The sequence below is a fragment of the Serratia sp. KG1D genome, assembly GCF_037150675.1.
GTDB classification, from domain to species: domain Bacteria; phylum Pseudomonadota; class Gammaproteobacteria; order Enterobacterales; family Enterobacteriaceae; genus Serratia; species Serratia nematodiphila.
On sequence record NZ_JBAGIH010000005.1, the window covers coordinates 1 to 19,575 of the forward strand.

Annotated in this window: 19 protein-coding genes; 3 read left to right on the top strand and 16 right to left on the bottom strand. The window is 59.7% G+C overall.

Translation table 11 applies throughout. The annotated features are described in order from the left end of the window. Nucleotides 1-40: 40 nt before the first annotated feature. From hemG to WFM45_RS20810, 5 genes are all read right to left on the bottom strand, one after another. Nucleotides 41-574, bottom strand: coding sequence for a menaquinone-dependent protoporphyrinogen IX dehydrogenase (hemG, locus tag WFM45_RS20790; protein WP_004934493.1), 534 nt, complete (start codon nucleotides 572-574; stop codon nucleotides 41-43). A 21-nt stretch (nucleotides 575-595) separates the two neighbouring features. Then, nucleotides 596-2,047 (bottom strand): Trk system potassium transporter TrkH, encoded by a 1,452-nt coding sequence (gene trkH / locus WFM45_RS20795; protein WP_004934492.1) that lies wholly within the window; start codon nucleotides 2,045-2,047, stop codon nucleotides 596-598. 35 nt (nucleotides 2,048-2,082) lie between these two features. Continuing rightward, nucleotides 2,083-2,697: an IMPACT family protein gene (locus tag WFM45_RS20800; RefSeq protein ID WP_004934489.1), complete on the bottom strand. Its 615-nt coding sequence runs from the start codon at nucleotides 2,695-2,697 to the stop codon at nucleotides 2,083-2,085. Continuing rightward, complete coding sequence (pepQ, locus tag WFM45_RS20805; RefSeq protein ID WP_004934485.1) at nucleotides 2,697-4,028, bottom strand: Xaa-Pro dipeptidase; 1,332 nt, start codon at nucleotides 4,026-4,028, stop codon at nucleotides 2,697-2,699. Before pepQ ends, WFM45_RS20800 begins: the two co-directional genes overlap by 1 nt. Nucleotides 4,029-4,140: 112 nt before the next feature. Continuing rightward, complete coding sequence (locus WFM45_RS20810) at nucleotides 4,141-5,337, bottom strand: MFS transporter (RefSeq protein WP_336957127.1); 1,197 nt, start codon at nucleotides 5,335-5,337, stop codon at nucleotides 4,141-4,143. 233 nt (nucleotides 5,338-5,570) lie between these two features. Here WFM45_RS20810 and fadB point away from each other — a divergent pair, with 233 nt between their 5' ends. Together fadB and fadA are read left to right on the top strand one after the other, a co-directional pair. Further along, complete coding sequence (gene fadB, locus WFM45_RS20815) at nucleotides 5,571-7,760, top strand: fatty acid oxidation complex subunit alpha FadB (protein WP_336957129.1); 2,190 nt, start codon at nucleotides 5,571-5,573, stop codon at nucleotides 7,758-7,760. 10 nt (nucleotides 7,761-7,770) lie between these two features. Then, on the top strand, nucleotides 7,771-8,934 hold the full coding sequence (fadA, locus tag WFM45_RS20820) for an acetyl-CoA C-acyltransferase FadA (protein WP_049241621.1): 1,164 nt from the start codon (nucleotides 7,771-7,773) through the stop codon (nucleotides 8,932-8,934). A gap of 173 nt (nucleotides 8,935-9,107) precedes the next feature. Here fadA and fre read toward each other — a convergent pair whose 3' ends face one another. From fre to pepE, 3 genes are all read right to left on the bottom strand, one after another. Then, nucleotides 9,108-9,809, bottom strand: coding sequence for an NAD(P)H-flavin reductase (fre, locus tag WFM45_RS20825; protein ID WP_004934474.1), 702 nt, complete (start codon nucleotides 9,807-9,809; stop codon nucleotides 9,108-9,110). A 50-nt stretch (nucleotides 9,810-9,859) separates the two neighbouring features. Next, on the bottom strand, nucleotides 9,860-11,380 hold the full coding sequence (gene ubiD, locus WFM45_RS20830; protein ID WP_033631521.1) for a 4-hydroxy-3-polyprenylbenzoate decarboxylase: 1,521 nt from the start codon (nucleotides 11,378-11,380) through the stop codon (nucleotides 9,860-9,862). A gap of 62 nt (nucleotides 11,381-11,442) precedes the next feature. Then, nucleotides 11,443-12,168, bottom strand: a complete 726-nt coding sequence (pepE, locus tag WFM45_RS20835) for a dipeptidase PepE (protein WP_076741130.1) — start codon at nucleotides 12,166-12,168, stop codon at nucleotides 11,443-11,445. A gap of 244 nt (nucleotides 12,169-12,412) precedes the next feature. On the opposite strand from pepE, the gene rfaH reads away from it, so the two are divergent. Further along, on the top strand, nucleotides 12,413-12,901 hold the full coding sequence (rfaH, locus tag WFM45_RS20840) for a transcription/translation regulatory transformer protein RfaH (protein ID WP_004934466.1): 489 nt from the start codon (nucleotides 12,413-12,415) through the stop codon (nucleotides 12,899-12,901). Nucleotides 12,902-12,946: 45 nt separating this feature from the next. Here the strand turns inward: rfaH and hemB are convergent, their stop codons facing one another. The 8 genes from hemB to ubiE form a co-directional block, all read right to left on the bottom strand. Continuing rightward, a complete protein-coding gene (gene hemB, locus WFM45_RS20845; protein WP_004934463.1) occupies nucleotides 12,947-13,969 on the bottom strand; it encodes a porphobilinogen synthase in 1,023 nt (340 codons plus the stop codon). Nucleotides 13,970-13,983: 14 nt separating this feature from the next. Further along, on the bottom strand, nucleotides 13,984-14,766 hold the full coding sequence (tatD, locus tag WFM45_RS20850) for a 3'-5' ssDNA/RNA exonuclease TatD (RefSeq protein WP_048326672.1): 783 nt from the start codon (nucleotides 14,764-14,766) through the stop codon (nucleotides 13,984-13,986). A 53-nt stretch (nucleotides 14,767-14,819) separates the two neighbouring features. Beyond that, entirely contained in the window at nucleotides 14,820-15,590 is a 771-nt protein-coding gene (gene tatC / locus WFM45_RS20855) for a Sec-independent protein translocase subunit TatC (RefSeq protein ID WP_004934456.1), read from the bottom strand. A gap of 3 nt (nucleotides 15,591-15,593) precedes the next feature. Beyond that, a complete protein-coding gene (gene tatB / locus WFM45_RS20860; protein ID WP_021504797.1) occupies nucleotides 15,594-16,145 on the bottom strand; it encodes a Sec-independent protein translocase protein TatB in 552 nt (183 codons plus the stop codon). 3 nt (nucleotides 16,146-16,148) lie between these two features. Next, nucleotides 16,149-16,412, bottom strand: coding sequence for a Sec-independent protein translocase subunit TatA (tatA, locus tag WFM45_RS20865; RefSeq protein WP_004934452.1), 264 nt, complete (start codon nucleotides 16,410-16,412; stop codon nucleotides 16,149-16,151). Between the two features lie 80 nt (nucleotides 16,413-16,492). After that, nucleotides 16,493-18,124, bottom strand: coding sequence for a ubiquinone biosynthesis regulatory protein kinase UbiB (ubiB, locus tag WFM45_RS20870; protein ID WP_004934451.1), 1,632 nt, complete (start codon nucleotides 18,122-18,124; stop codon nucleotides 16,493-16,495). Next, nucleotides 18,121-18,729, bottom strand: coding sequence for a ubiquinone biosynthesis protein UbiJ (ubiJ, locus tag WFM45_RS20875; RefSeq protein ID WP_088381142.1), 609 nt, complete (start codon nucleotides 18,727-18,729; stop codon nucleotides 18,121-18,123). The genes ubiB and ubiJ overlap by 4 nt, the downstream gene beginning before the upstream one ends. Before the next feature lie 13 nt (nucleotides 18,730-18,742). After that, entirely contained in the window at nucleotides 18,743-19,498 is a 756-nt protein-coding gene (gene ubiE, locus WFM45_RS20880; protein WP_004934443.1) for a bifunctional demethylmenaquinone methyltransferase/2-methoxy-6-polyprenyl-1,4-benzoquinol methylase UbiE, read from the bottom strand. Nucleotides 19,499-19,575: the final 77 nt, after the last annotated feature.

Sequence of the window (19,575 nt, forward strand, 5' to 3'; positions counted from 1 at the left end):
GGATTTTTTCGGCAAAACGCTGGCCAAACCCGCGTTTTTGTCACTTTTCGTACTGGATCTGGCTAAATTCCTGGGCGAAACGATCGACCTGCTGCCAATCTGTGTACTCCACTTCCTTACTGGTATCCGTTTCACCGCCCGTCATACGCATAATAAATTGAATCATGATGCGGTCGAACCAACGATAGCGCGGATACCGCAATGCGCCGGCAAACACCGCGCACTGTTTTGGCTGCCACGGCGAGGCCAGCAGGAACTTGCGGGTATAAGCGTTGGTTTGCGGCGAACGCTTTTCCGGTTTACGCGCGGTCAGGTTCACGGCGAAGAAGGCGCTCGGCATCCTATTCAGCTGTTCGGCATGGCGCTTAACGAATTTATCCAGCACCGGGTTAAAGTGCCCATAACGGATAGAAGCACCGATCATCACCTGCTGGTACTGACTAAGGTCGACCTGTTCCGCCTGCAGCAAATCAATCACCTCACAACGCAGCGTGTCCTGCAACTTGCTTGCTATATAAGAAGCGATAGCACGTGTTTGCCCGTCACGGCTCGAATAAAGTATCAATGCCTTCATGGCATACTCCTTATATCAGGCTCACTCACGCCAAAAAGTTGGCGTGAACAGCACCAGCAATGTAAATACTTCCAGGCGCCCGAACAGCATCGTCACCACCAGGATCCACTTGGCCGCCGCCGGCATCGTGGTGAAGTTATCCGCCACCACGCCCAGGCCGGGGCCAAGGTTATTGAGTGTTGCCGTCACTGCGGCGAACGCGGAAAAATCGTCAACGCCGGTGGCAATGATCGCCAGCATGCTGACGATAAACACCAGCGCATAGGCGGAGAAGAATCCCCATACCGCTTCCAGAATGCGTTCCGGCAGCGCGCGATTGCCCAATTTGATGGTATAGACCGCGTTGGGGTGCACCAGCCTCTTCAACTCTCGCGAGCCCTGCAGGTACAGAAGCAGAATACGGATTACCTTCAGGCCGCCGCCGGTCGAGCCGGCGCAGCCGCCGATGAACGCCGAGCACAGCAACAACATCGGCAGGAACAGCGGCCACTTGGCGATGCTGTCGGTCGTAAAACCGGCCGTGGTCGCCATCGATACCACCTGGAAGAACGCCTGATTGAGCGTTTCCATACCGCTCTTATAGACGCCATGTCCCCAGAGCACCAACGTGCATACCACCACCAGCGTCAACTGAACGAAGATGAACATGCGGAATTCAGGATCGCGCCCGTACACCTTCAGACTGCGGCCGCTTAGCAAAGCGAAGTGCAGGCCGTAGTTACAGCCGGAAATCAGCAGGAACACGGCGATGATGGTGTTGATAGTCGGACTGGCGTAATAACCGATACTGGCGTCGTGGGTAGAAAAACCGCCGATGGCGATGGTCGAGAAACTGTGGCCGATGGCGTCGAACACCGACATCCCGGCCCCCCAGAGCGCCAGCGCACAGGCGACGGTCAGCAACACATAGATTAGCCACAGGGTTTTGGCGGTTTCGGCGATGCGTGGACGCATCTTGTTATCTTTCAGCGGCCCGGGCATTTCCGCTCGATACAGCTGCATGCCGCCGACGCCAAGTATCGGCAGTATCGCCACCGCCAACACGATGATCCCCATGCCGCCCATCCATTGCAGCATTTGGCGATAGAACAGGATGGCCTTCGGCAACGAGTCCAGCCCCACCAGCGTCGTTGCGCCGGTAGTCGTCAATCCCGAGAAGGATTCAAAGAAGGCGTCGGTCAGCGACAAGTTGGGCCGTTCCGAAAACAGGAACGGCAATGCCCCCACGCTGCCCAGCACGGTCCAGAACAACACGACAATCAGGAAGCCTTCACGGGGCTTCAGCTCGTGTTTCTGTTTGCGGTTCGGCCACCACAGCATCAGACCGATGGTCAGCGCCACGAAGAAGGTTTGGCTGAACGCGCGCCCCGCCCCATCGCGGTAAATCAATGCCACCAGGCCGGGGATAAACATCGTCCCGGAGAACAGGATGACCAGCAGACCAACGATACGGGTTATGGCGCGAAAATGCATTTCAGCACGATCCTTAGCAATTCAATTGGGAGGAATTATTGCGAAATGGGGGTTAATTGCAAATTACCGCGACTGAGATCACGCAATTTATTCCCAAACAGTTCGACCTCGGTGGCCGGCAACGCCAGATGCAGCACGACGGCGGCGCCGTATTCGCCCTGCAGGATCCGACCTGCGGTTTGCTGCAGCAAGTTCTCCACCAACGCCAACTGCGCATAGTCGCACTGCAAGATATATTCGGCTTCCGGCACCTTTTGTGCCAACGCTAACTGCTTCAACGCCTGTTGAACACCGTTGCCATAGGCTTTCACCAGCCCGCCGGTGCCCAGCTTGACGCCGCCATAGTAACGAACGACCACGGCGGTCACTTCACCGATGCCGCTCCCCATCAGCTGCGCGAGGATCGGTTTGCCGGCGGTGCCCGACGGCTCTCCGTCGTCTGAGAACCCCAGTTGCTGCGAGTCATCGGGGCTGCCGGCGACGAAAGCCCAACAATGGTGTCGCGCCGCCGGATGCTCATCCCGCACCTGCTGAATAAACGCCTTTGCCGCTTCTACCCCGCTGGTCGGCGCCAGCAGGGTGATAAAACGGCTCTTCTTTATTTCTTCGGTAAAGCAGGTGGCTTCCGCCGGTATCGGGTAAGGCCGCATCAGGCCAGGTTCAGATCGCGCGTCATGTTCTCGATGCGCTTTTCGTGGATCACGATGTTGTCTTCGATACGGATGCCGCCATACGGCTTCAGCGCATCGATACGATCCCAGGCGAAGTGCTGCTTGAATTCACCGCTGCGCCACGGTGCCAACAGAGACTCGATGAAGTACAGACCTGGCTCGATGGTCAACACCATGCCCGGCTGCAACACGCGGGTGCAACGCAGGAATGGATACTTGGACGGCGCCGGCAGATGGGTGCCTTGCTCGTCCTGCATAAAGCCGGCGGCGTCGTGCACCTGAAGGCCCAGCGGATGGCCCAGCCCGTGCGGCAGGAACGGCGTGGTAATACCCGTTTCAACCATCGCCTCTTCGCTGAGGCCGTTCACCAACTTGTGATTCTTGAGCAGCTTGGCGATGCGCTGATGCATTTGCACATGGTAGTCGGTATAGCGCACGCCGGGCTTGATGGTGTCGATCAGCGCCAGCTGTTCACCATTGAGATCTTTCACCAGGTGGGCGAACTCGCTGCCGCTTTGCGCCGCGTAGGTGCGGGTCAGATCGGCGGCATAGCCGTTATATTCCGCGCCGGCGTCGATCAGGAAACTCAGGGGTTCGGCCGGCGGCTGATGATCCAGCTTGGTGTAGTGCAGTACCGAAGCGTGTTCGTTCAGCGCTACGATGTTGTCGTAAGGCACGTCGGTATCGCGGTGGCCTGTCGCCGTCAGGTAGGCCAGGTTGATGTCGAACTCGCTCATGCCGGAGAGGAACGCCTCATGCGCCGCACGATGGCCGGTTACCGCCGTCTTCTGCGCTTCGCGCATGCAGGCCAGCTCGTAGCCGGTTTTGATAGAACGGTGGAAATCCAGGTAGTTCAACACCGCTTTCGGGTTGATGTTTTCAGAAGAAATGCCGAGATCGCGTGCGCGCTGTTGCGCATAACCGATATAGCCCACGCGCTCGCGCTGCGGCGGAAGCTGCTGGGCGATGGCGTCGGCGTTGGCCAACGGCATCAATTCAAGGGATTTGGTCCAGAAACTGTCCGGCAGCGGCTCTACGCTGTGCCAGTAGTCGACCGGGGAGTAGAACCACAGCTTCGGCTTATTGACACCGTCGATCCACAACCAGCAGTTCGGCACCGACGTCACCGGCACCCAGGCTTTGAAATGCGCGTTCACTTTGAACGGATAGCTATGGTCGTCCAAAAATACCTTTTGCAGCTCACCGGAGTGAATCAGCAGCGCATCCAACTTGTTGCGCTCCAGCACTTCGCGCGCGCGTTTTTGCAGCTCTGCCAGGTGGTCGTTATACAAAGAAGCCAGCGTTTCCATCACAGTACCCTTATGCCTTAGCACGAAAGAAGTCATCTTAACACAGCGCTCCGGCGCACCAACCTTATCGCGTTGGGCATGCGGAGCAGCTCGCAATTCCCTGCAAATGCCGTTACATCCGCAGTTTAACCATTAGCCAGCCGGCCAGGCCGAGCAACGCTATCGCCAGCGCCCACAGGCCATGGTGCTCCAACAACACCGCGCCGGCCGCGGCAACGCCCGCCAGACACTGCTGCAGAAAGCCGCACAGCGCCATCGCATAGGCGCCGTGCTCTTTGGCGTCGCTGACCGCCATCGCCATGCTGTTGGGAAACAACACCGCCTGGCCAAAAATGGTCAGGCAATACAGCGCGATGAACAGCGCCATACCGGAAAGGCCGGCCAGAATGCCGCTCCACCACAACAGCAGGATCGCCGCCGTCGCCAGAGCCACGATACCGCTGCCGGTTTGCATCAGTTTTTTCCCGCCGACACGCGCCACCGTGCGGTTCACCGTCAGCGCCCCGCTGAAGTAGGCGACGCCGATCACCAGCCCCAGCGCACCGAACGCCGTAACGTTGAGACCAAAACCCTGCTGCATGACGAACGGGCTCACCTCCTGCAATGTCACCGTGGTGGCGAAGCCCAGCCCGCCGACGCAGGCCGGCCAGAAGAACCCCGGCCGCCGCAGAATGGCGAAATAAGTGGCCGCCATCGCCGGGCGTGGCCCACGTGCGCGCCCCGCCTCAAGCGGCAGCGTCGCCATCAGCGCCAGAATGGCCAAACCGGTGGCGCCCATCAGGACGAAGCCCATCTGCCAGTGCGAATATTGGCTGAGCAGGCCGCCGACAAACTGACCGCCGCCCAGCGCGGTGATAAAAGCGATGGAGAGCACCGATAACCGACGCGCCAACTCGTCACCGCTCCAGTTATCCCGCACGATGATACGCGCAATGATCGCCGCACCGCCGGCGCCGACGCCCTGCAGCGCACGCAGCGCCAGCAGTTGGGTACCGTTGCTGCACAGCGCCAACAGCCCGCTGCAGCCAATGAAAAACAGCAGGGAAAGCGTCAGCGGCACTCGGCGGCCAAAGCGATCGGCCGCCGCGCCCCAGAACAGCACCGGCAAGGCAGCGCCGATGACGAAGATCGAAATGGACAGCTCGGTGGCGCGCCGGCTCATCGCCAGCTCGCGCATCACCGTCGGCAGCGAAGGCAGATACACGGTCGTCGCCATCTGCGCCATAAACACCAACAGACACGCCAGCGTCATGGTTCTGGCGGGAATGCTCCATAAGCCGCTGCGTTTGACACAAGCCGCCTTAGTCATGCCTAACCTCGTCTGAATGATAAATCGCTGCAGGCAAGTGTATGAGGGCCGACAACCACCAGCAAATGCCGATAGCACATAAAATATAACTCCGTTTTAAATCAAAACACTAACTTGGTGAGATGTGATCAGACCAGCAAATATGCAATCTCTCATTTGCATATTTTTAACATAAAAACCACACTCCTCTTCATCTGGTCATACCAGATCATACGCTGATTCAGGAGATAGACATGCTCTACCAAGGCGAAACATTACAACTGCACTGGCTCGATAACGGCATTGCCGAGCTGGTGTTCAACGCATCAGGCTCGGTCAACAAGCTGGACACCCGCACCGTCGCCAGCCTGGGCGAGGCGCTCACCGTGTTGGAAAACCAGCCTGAGCTCAAGGGGCTGCTGCTGCGCTCCACCAAAGCCGCATTTATCGTCGGCGCCGATATCACCGAATTCCTTTCTCTGTTTGCCGCACCGGCTGAAAAGCTGCACGAGTGGCTGGTATTCGCCAACAACGTCTTTAACCGGCTGGAAGATTTGCCGGTACCGACCATTTCGGCCATTAACGGCTATGCGCTCGGCGGCGGTTGCGAATGCATTCTGGCGACCGATTTCCGCGTCGCCTCGCCGGACGCGCGCATCGGCCTGCCGGAAACCAAATTGGGCATCATGCCGGGCTTCGGCGGTTCCGTCCGTCTGCCACGCCTGCTGGGTAACGACAGCGCGCTGGAAATCATCGCCGCCGGCAAAGACGTCAGCGCCAAAGACGCGTTGAAAGTCGGCCTGGTCGATGCGGTAGTGGCGCCGGAAAAACTGGCCGAAGCGGCGCTCAACATGCTGCAACAGGCGATCGACGGCAAGCTGGACTGGCGCGCCGCGCGTCAACCTAAGCTGGAGCCGCTGAAACTCAGCCCGATTGAAGCGGCGATGAGCTTCACTACTGCCAAAGGCATGGTGCTGCAGACCGCCGGTAAACATTACCCGGCGCCGATGACCGCAGTGAAGACCATTGAAGCCGCCGCCAAGCTGGGCCGCGATGAAGCGCTGAAACTGGAAACCGCCAGCTTCGTGCCGTTGGCCCGCTCCAACGAAGCGCGCGCGCTGGTCGGCATCTTCCTTAACGATCAGTTCGTGAAGGGCCAGGCGAAAAAGCTGGCCAAGAATGTGGATGCGCCAAAACAGGCGGCGGTGCTGGGCGCCGGCATCATGGGCGGCGGTATCGCTTACCAATCGGCGCTGAAAGGCGTACCGGTGATCATGAAAGACATCAGCGACAAGTCGCTGACGCTGGGCATGAGCGAAGCGGCCAAGCTGCTCAACAAGCAGCTGGAGCGCGGCAAGCTGGATGGCCTGAAAATGGCGCAGGTGCTGTCGACCATTCAGCCGACGCTGGACTACGCCGGCATCGAGCGCGCGCAGGTGATCGTTGAGGCGGTCGTCGAGAATCCGAAAGTCAAAGCCGCCGTGCTGTCGGAAGTGGAAGGCCTGATCGGTGAAGACACCGTTCTGGCGTCGAACACCTCGACCATTCCGATTAATCACCTGGCAAAATCGCTGAAGCGCCCGCAAAACTTCTGCGGCATGCACTTCTTTAACCCGGTGCACCGCATGCCGCTGGTTGAAATCATCCGCGGCGAACAGACCAGCGATGACACCATCGCCAAAGTGGTGGCCTACGCCAGCCGCATGGGCAAAACGCCGATCGTGGTGAACGATTGCCCGGGCTTCTTCGTCAACCGCGTGCTGTTCCCGTACTTCGCCGGCTTTAGCCTGCTGCTGCGCGACGGCGCCGACTTCCGTCAAATCGATAAAGTGATGGAAAAACAGTTCGGCTGGCCGATGGGCCCGGCCTACCTGCTCGACGTCGTGGGCATCGATACCGCGCACCACGCGCAGGCCGTGATGGCCGCCGGTTTCCCGGATCGCATGAGCAAAGACTACCGCGACGCCATTGACGTGATGTTCGACAACCAGCGCTTCGGTCAGAAAAATCAACTGGGCTTCTACCGCTACAGCCAGGACAGCAAAGGCAAGCCGCGCAAGGACAACGATGAGCAGACCGATGCGCTGCTGGCCGAAGTGAGCCAACCGCGCCAGACCATCAGCGACGAAGCAATCATCGCGCGCATGATGATCCCGATGATCAACGAAGTGGTGCGTTGCCTGGAAGAAAAGATCGTCGCCAGCCCGGCCGAAGCCGATATGGCGTTGGTCTACGGCATCGGTTTCCCTCCGTTCCACGGCGGCGCGTTCCGCTACCTGGATACGCTCGGCACCGCCAACTACGTTGAGCTGGCCCAGCGTTACGCACACCTCGGCGCCCTGTACCAGGTGCCGGCCGGTCTGCGCGCCAAGGCCGAACGCAATGAAAGCTACTACCCGGTGGCGACACCGCTGTCCGACGTCGCTACCCGCCAACCGGCATGAGGTCATAAAGATGGAAAACGTAGTTATTGTTGATGCCGTACGCACGCCGATGGGCCGCTCCAAGGGCGGCGCCTTCCGCCAGGTACGCGCCGAAGATCTCTCCGCTCACCTGATGCGTGAAGTGCTGAGCCGCAATCCGGCGCTGGACGCCGCCGAGATTGATGACATTTACTGGGGCTGCGTACAGCAGACGCTGGAACAAGGCTTTAACATCGCCCGCAACGCCGCGCTGCTGGCCGAGATCCCGCACCGCGTGCCGGCGGTGACCGTCAACCGCCTGTGCGGTTCTTCGATGCAGGCGCTGCACGACGCGGCGCGCGCCATCATGGTGGGCGACGCGCACGTCAGCCTGATCGGCGGCGTGGAACACATGGGCCATGTGCCGATGAATCACGGCGTGGATTTCCATCCGGGCCTGAGCCGCAGCGTGGCCAAAGCCGCCGGGATGATGGGGCTGACCGCCGAAATGCTGGCCAAGATGCACAACATCAGTCGCCAGATGCAGGATGAGTTCGCCGCGCGCTCTCACCAGCGCGCGCATGCGGCAACGCTGGCCGGTTACTTCAAAAACGAGATCATACCGACCAACGGCCACGACGCCGACGGCGTGCTGACCCGTTACGATTTCGATGAAGTCATTCGCCCGGAGACCACCGTCGAAAGCCTGTCGGCCCTGCGCCCGGCATTCGATCCGGTCAACGGCACCGTCACCGCCGGCAGCTCCTCCGCCCTGTCGGACGGCGCTTCCGCCATGCTGCTGATGAGCGAATCGCGCGCCAAAGCGCTCGGTTTGAAGGCCCGCGCCCGCATCCGCTCGATGGCGGTCGTCGGCTGCGATCCGTCCATCATGGGCTACGGCCCGGTGCCGGCCAGCAAGCTGGCGCTGAAACGCGCCGGTCTGAGCGTGCAGGACATCGATCTGTTCGAGCTGAACGAAGCGTTCGCCGCCCAGTCGCTGCCGTGCATCAAGGATCTGGGGCTGATGGACAGCCTCGACGACAAGATTAACCTGAACGGCGGCGCCATCGCGCTCGGCCACCCGCTGGGGTGTTCAGGCTCCCGCATCTCGACCACCCTGTTGAACAACATGGAACGTCGCGACGCGCAGTTCGGCCTGGCGACCATGTGCATCGGCCTGGGCCAGGGCATCGCCACCGTGTTTGAACGCGTTTAGCTGTGTCTATCTTGGGATGACCGCGTCACCACTTCAAATCGCGGCATCCCGCCAAGTTTAGTTGCCGTTCTTCCCGCCTGTCAGGGGCGGGTTTTTTATGCCTGAAGTTAGCCGACGCCCAAATAAAAACGGGGCGACCCTCGGCCCACCCCGTTCACTGCGCATCGCCTCTGTCAGATAAACGAAAACGCATCGCCAAACATATGCGCTTCCAGCGCGCCGCGCTCGGCGCAGAAACGCTCGCGGGCGATTTTCGCCATCTCGAAACGCCCGGCGATGTAAATGTCATGCTCCGCCAGCGTGCCGAAATCCTGCAGCACCGCGCTAAGCACGGTGCCGCTGCGGCCACGCCATTCAGCCTCCGGCTGCTCGACCACCGGGATCACCTTCAGATTCGGATGCTGCAGCGACAGCGCTTCCAGCTCGCTCAAATCGTACAGGTGCTTCAGCTCACGCCCGCCCCAGTAGATTGAAATGTCGCGATCCGGCTGCTGCTCCAGCGCGGTCAACAGGATTGAACGCGCGTAAGAGAAACCGGTGCCGCCGGCGATTAGCACCAGCGGACGGCTGCCCTCTTCCCGCAGCCAGGCGTCGCCATGCGGCACGTCAACGGTGATCGCCTGCTCTTTCAGGATGCGATCCATCACCGCCATGGCGTACAGATTCAGCTCAGAAGCGCCGATATGCAGCTCGATGTAATCTTGCTGCGTCGGGGTTGATGCCAGTGAGAACGGGCGCTTGTCGCGCTCATCCATCACCACCATCAGATATTGCCCTGCCTTGAAAGAAAACGGCTGTTCGGGCACCAGACGTACCCGATAAACCGTATCGGTAATGGCCTCTACCGAGGTCACTTTACAGCTCAATATTGTCATGCGTTCCCTCTGTCGGGTCATCAATGCAAAGCTGAGAACAGGGCCTGACGCTATAACGTCGGTTCCCTGTCACTGAAGATTGCGAGCTCATCCCAGATTTCGTCGACGCGCGCACGTACCTTTTCATCCATCTGAATCGGACGGCCCCATTCGCGATCGGTTTCACCCGGCCATTTATTGGTGGCGTCCAGCCCCATCTTCGAACCCAGGCCGGAAACCGGCGAGGCGAAGTCCAGATAGTCGATCGGCGTATTCTCCACCAGAACGGTATCCCTTGCCGGATCCATTCGTGTGGTGATCGCCCAAATCACGTCGTTCCAGTCGCGCGCATTGACGTCATCATCACAGACGATAACAAATTTGGTGTACATAAACTGCCGCAGGAACGACCAGACGCCCATCATCACGCGTTTAGCGTGGCCGGCGTACTGTTTTTTCATGGTCACTACCGCCAGGCGGTACGAGCACCCTTCCGGCGGCAGATAGAAATCAACGATTTCCGGGAACTGCTTTTGCAGGATCGGCACGAACACTTCATTCAGCGCCACGCCCAGGATCGCCGGCTCATCCGGCGGGCGGCCGGTGTAGGTCGAGTGGTAGATCGCGTTGCGGCGCTGGGTGATGTGAGTAACGGTGAACACCGGGAACTGGTCGATTTCATTGTAGTAACCGGTGTGGTCGCCGTAGGGGCCTTCCGGCGCCATTTCACCCGGCTCGATATAGCCTTCAAGCACGATTTCGGCGCTGGCGGGCACTTCCAGATCGTTGGAAATGCACTTGACCACTTCGGTTTTATTGCCGCGCAGCAGCCCGGCAAAGGCGTATTCAGACAGGGTATCCGGCACCGGCGTGACCGCACCGAGGATGGTAGCGGGATCGGCGCCCAGCGCCACCGCGACCGGGAAACGCTCACCCGGGTGCGCCTGGCACCACTCCTGATAATCCAGCGCGCCGCCGCGATGCGACAGCCAGCGCATGATCACTTTGTTCTTGCCCAGCACCTGCTGGCGATAGATGCCGAGGTTTTGCCGTTCCTTATGCGGGCCGCGGGTCACCGTCAGCCCCCAGGTGATCAGCGGCGCGGCGTCTTCCGGCCAGCAGTGCATCACCGGAATACGGCCCAGATCGACATCGTCGCCCTGCCATACCTGCTCCTGACAAGGCGCGGATCCCAGCACCTTGGTCGGCATGTTCAGCACCTGCTTGAACTTTGGCATTTTGTCGAACAGATCGCGGAAGCCTTTCGGCGGCTCCGGTTCTTTGAGGAACGCCAGCAGTTTGCCGACTTCGCGCAGCGCGCTGATGTCTTCCTGCCCCATGCCCATCGCCACGCGATTGGCGGTGCCGAACAGGTTACAGAGCACCGGCATGTCATACCCTTTCGGGTTTTCAAACAGCAGTGCCGGACCGCCCGCTCGCAGGGTGCGATCGGCAATCTCCGTCATTTCCAGGTAAGGATCGATCGGCTGGCTGATGCGTTTTAGTTCCCCTCTCTTCTCCAGCAACGAGAGGAAATCGCGTAAGTCACGGTATTTCATGCTGATCATTATAACGGCCAGTGGGGAGGGCATTATAAGCCCTCTTCACGGTTGTTGCTGCAATTTTGTTAACGCCGCCCGCCGCCGGGTGGCCCTCAGCCGCAGTTGAACGGCACCAGCGCAGCCAGCGCGCGCGTATCCTGATATTCACGCGTCTCCTCACCGTGGCGGAACACCTTGAAGCCCTGCCCGTTAGCGCTGAAGTAACGCAGCGCATTGCCTTCAACGTGCAGCAGGCTACCTTCACGCAGCGCCACCACCGACTCGCTTGGATTGACCGCGCAGAACTCCGCCAGGCGCTCGTCACGGGTTTCGCCCATGTGGCCGCTGATATGTGCGTCGATGTAGTGCGGGTTGATCTGCACCGGGAACAGCCCCAGCGCCGGCAGCACCACGCTGCAGCGCACCGGCATGTCATTGGTGGTGCGAATGCTCGGCGTGGCCACGTTGCAGCCGGCGCTCCAGCCGACGTAAGGCACTTCACGCTCGCGCACCGCGCGCTGGATGGGCACGATCAGGCCTTGTTCGTGCAGCATTTGGTTCAGCAACCAGGTATTGCCGCCGCTGACCAAAATGCACTCCGCCTGCGCGATCGCCGCCGCCGGCGAAGCCGCGTGATGGATGCTGGTGACTTCAATGCTCAGCGTTTGCGCCAGCTCCTGCGCACGCTGGTCGTAGTCGTAACGGATCAGGGCGTAAGGGATAAAGACGGCGGATTTGATGCCGCGACGCGCAATCATCGCCAGCAGTTGGCTTTTGGCGTACCCCAGCAGCTCGGCTTCGCCAGACAGCTTGCCGTTGCTCAACAGAAACAGCTCCATTTCTTTCCCTCTCGGTCAAAACGATGAATAGCGTCACAGCCAGCGGCGCAACGCCTGCCATACTGTGACGGTAACAAATTTTTAGCCCTCTGTTATACCAGCGCCGTATCGATAAGTGTGTGACCCCTCGCTAATAGCCGCAGATTCATAGAGATAGGTGATGTTACACGCTGAAACTTGCATCACTATGTATCCGGAATAGCTTTTGATATGCTTACCGGCTGGCAGAAAGGCATGTGAAACTATGGAATCCTGGTATCTACTTTATTGCAAACGCGGTCAGCTGTTGCGGGCGCAGGAACATCTGGAACGGCAGCAGGTAAACTGCCTCAGCCCGATCATCACGCTGGAAAAGATCGTGCGTGGTAAGCGCATCGCGGTCAGCGAACCCCTGTTTCCCAACTATCTGTTTGTGGAGTTCGACCCGGAGCGCATTCACACCACCACCATCAGCGCCACCCGTGGCGTCAGCCACTTCGTGCGTTTCGGCGCGTTGCCGAGCGTCATCCCGAGCAAGGTGATCGATGAGCTGCGCACGCACGCCAGCGAAACCTATGTCGATCCGGAAACCCCACAGCCAGGGGATACCGTTCTGATCGTCGACGGCGTGTTCGAAGGGCTGCAGGCGATCTACACCGAACCGGACGGCGAGGCGCGTTCCATGTTGTTGCTGAACCTGATCAACAAGCAGGTCAGTCAAAGCATCGACAACCGACAGTTCCAGAAGATGTAATGCAAAAGGCGCCCTCAGGCGCCTTTTTGTTGGCTCATTTTGCGCTTAGCGACGCATCGCATCGTCGTGCAGCCACTGGGCGACACGCTTGGCGAAGTAGGTCAGCACGCCGTCGGCGCCGGCGCGTTTGAAGCACATCAACGATTCCATCACCGCAGGTTGCTCCTGCAGCCAGCCGTTCTGAATCGCCGCCATATGCATGGCGTACTCGCCGGACACCTGATAAGCGAAGGTTGGCACACCGAAGGTATCCTTCACGCGGCGCACGACGTCGAGGTACGGCATGCCCGGTTTCACCATCACCATGTCCGCACCTTCCTGCAGATCCTGCGCAATCTCCTGCAGCGCTTCGTCGCTGTTGGCCGGATCCATCTGATAGGTCTTCTTGTTGCCGCCCTTCAGGTTGCCGCTGGAGCCCAACGCATCGCGGAACGGGCCGTAGTAGCAGGAAGCATACTTGGCGGAGTAAGCCATGATTTGGGTATTCACCAGGCCCTGCAATTCCAGACGATCGCGGATCGCCCCGATGCGGCCGTCCATCATGTCGCTCGGCGCCACGATTTCCGCGCCCGCTTCGGCATGGGACAGCGCCTGACGCACCAGAATGTCTTTGGTCACGTCGTTAATCACATAACCCTGCTCATCGATCACCCCGTCCTGCCCATGCGTGGTGTAGGGATCGAGCGCCACGTCGGTCAGAATGCCCAGCTCAGGCACCGCGTCTTTCAGCGCGCGCACCGTGCGCTGTACCAACCCTTCTGGGTTATAGGCTTCTTCCGCATGCAGCGATTTCAGGCTCGGTTCAATTACCGGGAACAGGGAAATCACCGGCACGCCAAGTTTGGCGATGGTTTCCGCTTCCTTCACCAGCAGATCGATCGTCATGCGCGATACGCCCGGCATCGAGGCCACTTCTTCCTGGCGGTTGCTGCCTTCCATGACAAACACCGGATAAATCAGGTCGTTGACCGTCAGTTGGTTCTCGGCCACCAGGCGGCGGCTGAAGTCGTGACGGCGCACGCGGCGCATACGGCGACCAGGGAAGGTGCCCGGAAATGCATAGCTCATAGTTTTCTCCTAGCTCAAACCAGCCGGAATAGCCGGCGGGCGTTCTCATCGGTTTTTTGCCCCAGCCATTGCGGCTCTTCCTGTCGCCAGACGGCGACCTGCTGCACGATGTGGGGCAGGAAACAGGGTTCGTTGCGGCGAGATGCGGGTTTAGGCTGTAAATCCCGGGGCAACAGATAAGGGGCGTCCGTTTCCAGCAGCAGACGCTCGGCCGGGATCTGCGGCAACAGGGCGCGCAATTCCAAGCCGCGCCGCTCGTCGCAGACCCAACCGGTGATCCCGATCGACAGACCCAGCGACAGGCAGCTTGTTAATTCTTCGGCGGTGCCGGTGAAGCAGTGCACCACGGCCGCGGGCAGTTTATCCAACCACGGCGTCAGTAGCTCGGCAAAACGTGCGTGTGCGTCGCGGCAATGAAGAAACACCGGCAGCGCCAACTCCGCCGCCAGCGCCAGCTGCGCGGTGAACGCCGCTTCCTGCTGTACGGGCGTCGAGAAATTGCGATTGAAATCCAGGCCGCATTCGCCGATCGCCGCCACTTCAGGGCGTACGGCTAACGCATAAATCTGCTCGGCGGTCTGTTCATCCCAACCGCTGGCGTAATGCGGATGCACACCGGCGGTAGACCAACCGTAGCCCGCATGTTGCTGCGCCAATTCCGCCGCTTCGCGGCTCTCTGCCAGATCGGTGCCGGTAATCAATATCCCGGTAACGCCCGCCGCGCGGGCGCGCTCCACTACCGCCTGGCGGTCTTTGGCGAATTGGCTGCTGGTGAGGTTAACGCCGATATCAAACATGATTTTTTCCAAAGCAAAAGCCGCCCAATGGGCGGCTTAGCAATCAAGATGGATCAAGGGGCTGGCGGTTCGTCACCCTCGTCTTCTTCTTCCGCCTGTGGACGACGTTTGCCGGTATAGAAGCGAGCGAAGAACACCCCCACTTCAAACAGCAGGTACATCGGTATTGCCAACAGGGTTTGCGAGAACACGTCCGGCGGCGTCAACAGCATGCCGACCACAAACGCGCCGACCAACACATACGGCCGTTTCTTCTTCAGATCTTCCGGCGAGGTGACGCCACTCCAGCACAGCAGAATGATAGCGACCGGCACTTCGAAGGCGACACCGAACGCCATAAACAGCGCCATGACGAAATCGAGGTAGTTTTTGATGTCGGTGGCAATGGTCACCCCCATCGGCGCGGTCTTGGCAAAGAAGCCGAAGGCCAGCGGGAACACGATGAAGTAGGCGAAAGCCATGCCGAGGTAGAACAGCAGGCTGCTGGACACCAGCAGCGGCATCATCAGGCGGCGTTCATGCTTGTACAGCGCCGGCGCGATGAATGCCCACACCTGATACAAAATCATCGGCGCGGAGACGAACACCGAGACGATCATGGTCAGCTTGATCGGCGTAAAGAACGGTGACGCCACGTCGGTAGCGATCATGCTCGCCCCGGCCGGCAGCTGCTTGAGCAGCGGCGCAGAGACCAACTGGTAGATGTCGTTGGCGAAAAACACCAGCACCACGAACACCGCCAGCACGCAAATAATCGAGTTAAGCAGCCGCTTGCGCAGCTCTATCAGATGACTGATAAGGGGTTGGGTATCTTCAACAGCCATGTATTAACGATCGCCACTAGGTTGGTGAGACGCTGGGGTTTTATCCGCAACAGGTTCGACAGGTGCCGGCGCGGTTTCCGCCGGCGCTTTAGCCGGTTGCGCCGCCACCGGCGCGACGGCTTCAGGTTCCGCTGCCGGTTTTGGCGCGGCGGCGGGCGCACTGGCGCGGGTTGCCGCTTCCGCCGGCGTCACGCCGTCGTGCAAGGCTTCCGGATCGGTGATCTGCGGGTTATGAATGGTGTTCGCCAGCTCTTCTTTCTCGCCCTGGTAGGTGCGTTTCAATGATTCCGCCGCGTCTTTCAGCTCATCCATCGACGCCTTCAGTTCCGGCGTCAGGTTCTGCAGGCCGGCCTGTTCCGCTTTTTTCAGGCTGTCCTGCAGCTCCTGCAGCTTCAGCTCCTGAGACAGTTCGTGCTGCACCGAGGCCGCCAGCGAGCGCAGCGCGCGGATCCAGCCCGATACCGTTCTGACCGCGACCGGCAAGCGTTCCGGCCCCAGAACAACCAGGCCGATCACCAGCACCAGCAGCAGCTCACTAAACCCAATGTCAAACACGGTTTATACCTGCTCTTTGTTCTTCGACTCTTCCGGTTTCACTTCCGGCTGCTTATCGGTAATAGGCTTGGCCGAGAAGTCAGCGTCATCCAGGCTGCTTTTCTCAGCCGTGTTGGGGGTCGACGGCGTATCGTCGCCGATCGCCTTCTTGAAGCCCTTGATCGAGGCGCCGAGATCGGAGCCCAGCGTGCGCAGTTTTTTGGTACCGAACAACAGCACCACGATCACTGCGATGATCAACAATTGCGTAATACTAATACCGCCCATTTTAATTACCTCTAATTTTAAAGGGTCTTTTAAAGCCAGCCCGCATTATAGAGCCGACTTTACCAGAGTAACGAATTAAATCAGGTGGTTCGCTTCCAGCCAATCACCCAGCATACGATGCCAGCGGCCATCATCCAGGCGGGAAACACCTCGATTTGCCCCAGCAGCAACAGCGTGCCGCTTACCAACAGTGTAGCGCCAACGCCGAACAAATAACGTGACTGCCCCTGACGAACCCGCTGAGCCTGCATCTGGTTGGTCAGCTTATCAACGCTTTGTTGCAACAGTTTATGCTGCTGCAAGCTGTCGTAAAACAGCTCGGGCAGTTCCGGCAGCTTCTCCGCCCAAAACGGCGCTTTCTCTTTCAGCGCACGCACCACGGCGGGAATGCCGACCTGATCGCGCAGCCAGCTCTCGAGGAACGGCTTGGCGGTGGTCCACAGATCCAGCTGCGGATAGAGCTGACGCCCCAGTCCTTCAACATACAGCAAGGTCTTCTGTAATAACACCAGCTGCGGCTGCACTTCCATATTGAAGCGTCGCGCGGTGTTGAACAGGTTCAGCAGCACGTTGCCGAAGGAAATCTCCGCCAGCGGCTTCTCGAAAATCGGCTCGCACACGGTGCGGATGGCGAATTCGAAGTCTTCCACGTTGGTGTCGCGCGGCACCCACCCGGAGTCGACGTGCAGTTCCGCCACCTTGCGGTAATCGCGGTTGAAGAAGGCGATGAAGTTTTCCGCCAGGTAGCGTTTATCATCCTTGTTCAGCGAACCGACGATGCCGCAGTCGATGCCGATGTAGCAAGGATCTTCCGGATGTTCGTAGCTGACGAAAATATTACCGGGATGCATGTCCGCATGGAAGAAGCTGTCGCGGAAGACCTGGGTAAAGAACACCTGGACGCCGCGTTCCGCCAATAGTTTCATGTTGGTGCCCTGCTGTTCCAGCGTGGCGATGTCCGAGACCGGAATGCCGTAAATGCGCTCCATCACCAATACGCTTTCGCGGCAGTAGTCGGAATAAACTTCCGGTACGTACAGCATTGGGCTGCCGTCGAAATTGCGGCGCAGCTGAATGGCGTTAGCCGCTTCGCGCAGCAGGTTCAATTCGTCCAGCAGGGTTTTCTCGTACTCGCGTACCACTTCGCGCGGGCGCAGACGGCGGCCGTCCGGCAACAGCTTCGGCACCCAGCCTGCCAGCCGGTACATCAAGCGCACGTCGGCCTTGATGATCGGCCCGATATCCGGCCGGATCACCTTCAGCACCACTTCCTGGCCGGTGGTTTTCAACCGCGCGGTATGCACCTGCGCGATCGAGGCAGAGGCCAACGGCTGCTGATCGAAGTCATCGAACCAGGTCTCCAGCGGGCCGCCCATCGCCAGCTCGATATGCTTACGCGCCAACGCGCCATCGAAAGGCGCCACCCGATCCTGCAGCAGCGTCAGCTGATCGGCAATGTGCGGCGGAAACAGATCGCGGCGGGTCGACATCATTTGGCCGAACTTGATCCAAACCGGCCCCAATTCCTGCAGCGCCAGCCGCAGACGTTCACCCAACGGTTTGTCCTTATGCCGATTCGGCATCCAGAACAGCAGCCGGCGGCCAAAGCGCAGCGGCAGCGTCAACCGCATTTTAGGGATCAGCTCGTCCAGCCCGTAGCTGAGAAAAACGCGGACGATAAAATACAAACGGCGCAGTTCGCCTGGGGTCATCGCTTGCCCTCCAACTTGTCCATGCGGGCAATCAGCGCTTCCGCGCCGCGGGCGAGTGCGTCAACTTCTTCGTTGAACCACACCACCTCCAGCGGCCCCGGCGCCAGGCGCCACTCTTCCGTCAGCGCCTCAGCCATGTCTTGCTGCCGGCGCATAAAGCCGGCTTTCAGCAGTGAGGCGCCTTTTCCCAGCGCCTGTGTAATGCCTTGGGCGGCGATATCGCCGATGTAGGGCGCCAGCCACTCCGCCGGATCCCACTCCGCCAGATCGAGCAGGCCAACCAGCTGTTGCACCACCTGAATATCGCCTTCCACCGTCAATTCGCCGCTGCGCATCAGCACCGGCAACTGCTGGCGATCGCGCAGCTTCAGCAAGGAGGGAATGCGGCTACGCACGGTGCAATCGGCGCTGTCTTCAGACTGCCCCAGCACATCCACGCGCAGTTCGCTGAACACCAGCACCAGCGGCGAAGCCAACTCTTCCAGTTCGATGCGCAGCACCTTGCCCGCCAGGCGTTGGCGGGCGGCTTTCATGCCGCGATCGCGAAACAGCAGGTTATTCAGCGAGGTTTCCAGCGCACCGGTCAGCAGAGGGGTAAACAGCATCGGCATCTCCCTCTCAGAACTTGAAGCCGCGATGCAGGGCGACAATCCCACCGGTCAGGTTGAAATAGGTGACGTTTTCAAAACCGGCGTTGCCCATCATGCCCTTCAGGGTTTCCTGATCGGGGTGCATGCGGATCGATTCCGCCAGGTAGCGGTAGCTGTCCGGATCTTTCACCACCAGCTCGCCGATCTTCGGCAGCACGTGGAAAGAGTAGGCGTCATAGGCTTTGCTCAGCGGCGCCAGCAGCGGCTTGGAAAATTCCAGCACCAGCAGACGGCCGCCCGGCTTCAGCACGCGGAACATCGAGCGCAGCGCTTTGTCTTTGTCGGTGACGTTACGCAGGCCAAAGGAGATGGTGATGCAATCGAAGTAATTGTCCGGGAACGGCAGCGCTTCGGCGTTGGCCTGCACGTAATTGATGTTGCCGACGATGCCGCGATCGCGCAGCTTCTCGCGCCCCATCTTGAGCATCGAATCGTTGATGTCCGCCAGCACCACCTGCCCCTGCTCGCCCACCATGCGGGAGAACTTGGCGGCCAGGTCGCCGGTACCGCCGGCCAGATCCAGCACGCGCTGCCCGCGGCGCACGCCGCTGCAGTCAATGGTGAAACGCTTCCAGATACGGTGAATACCGAACGACATCAGGTCGTTCATCACGTCATACTTTGCCGCTACCGAATGGAAAACGTCCGCCACCATGGCCTGTTTTTCGTCTCTAGCGACGGTGCGAAAACCGAAATCGGTGGTTTCCTGCGATTGATCTGCCATTGTCCTGCCTGCTATTCAGTCAATTTTGTGTGGATGAGTGTACCAGAAGCCCGGTGAATACCCCACCTCGCCACGGC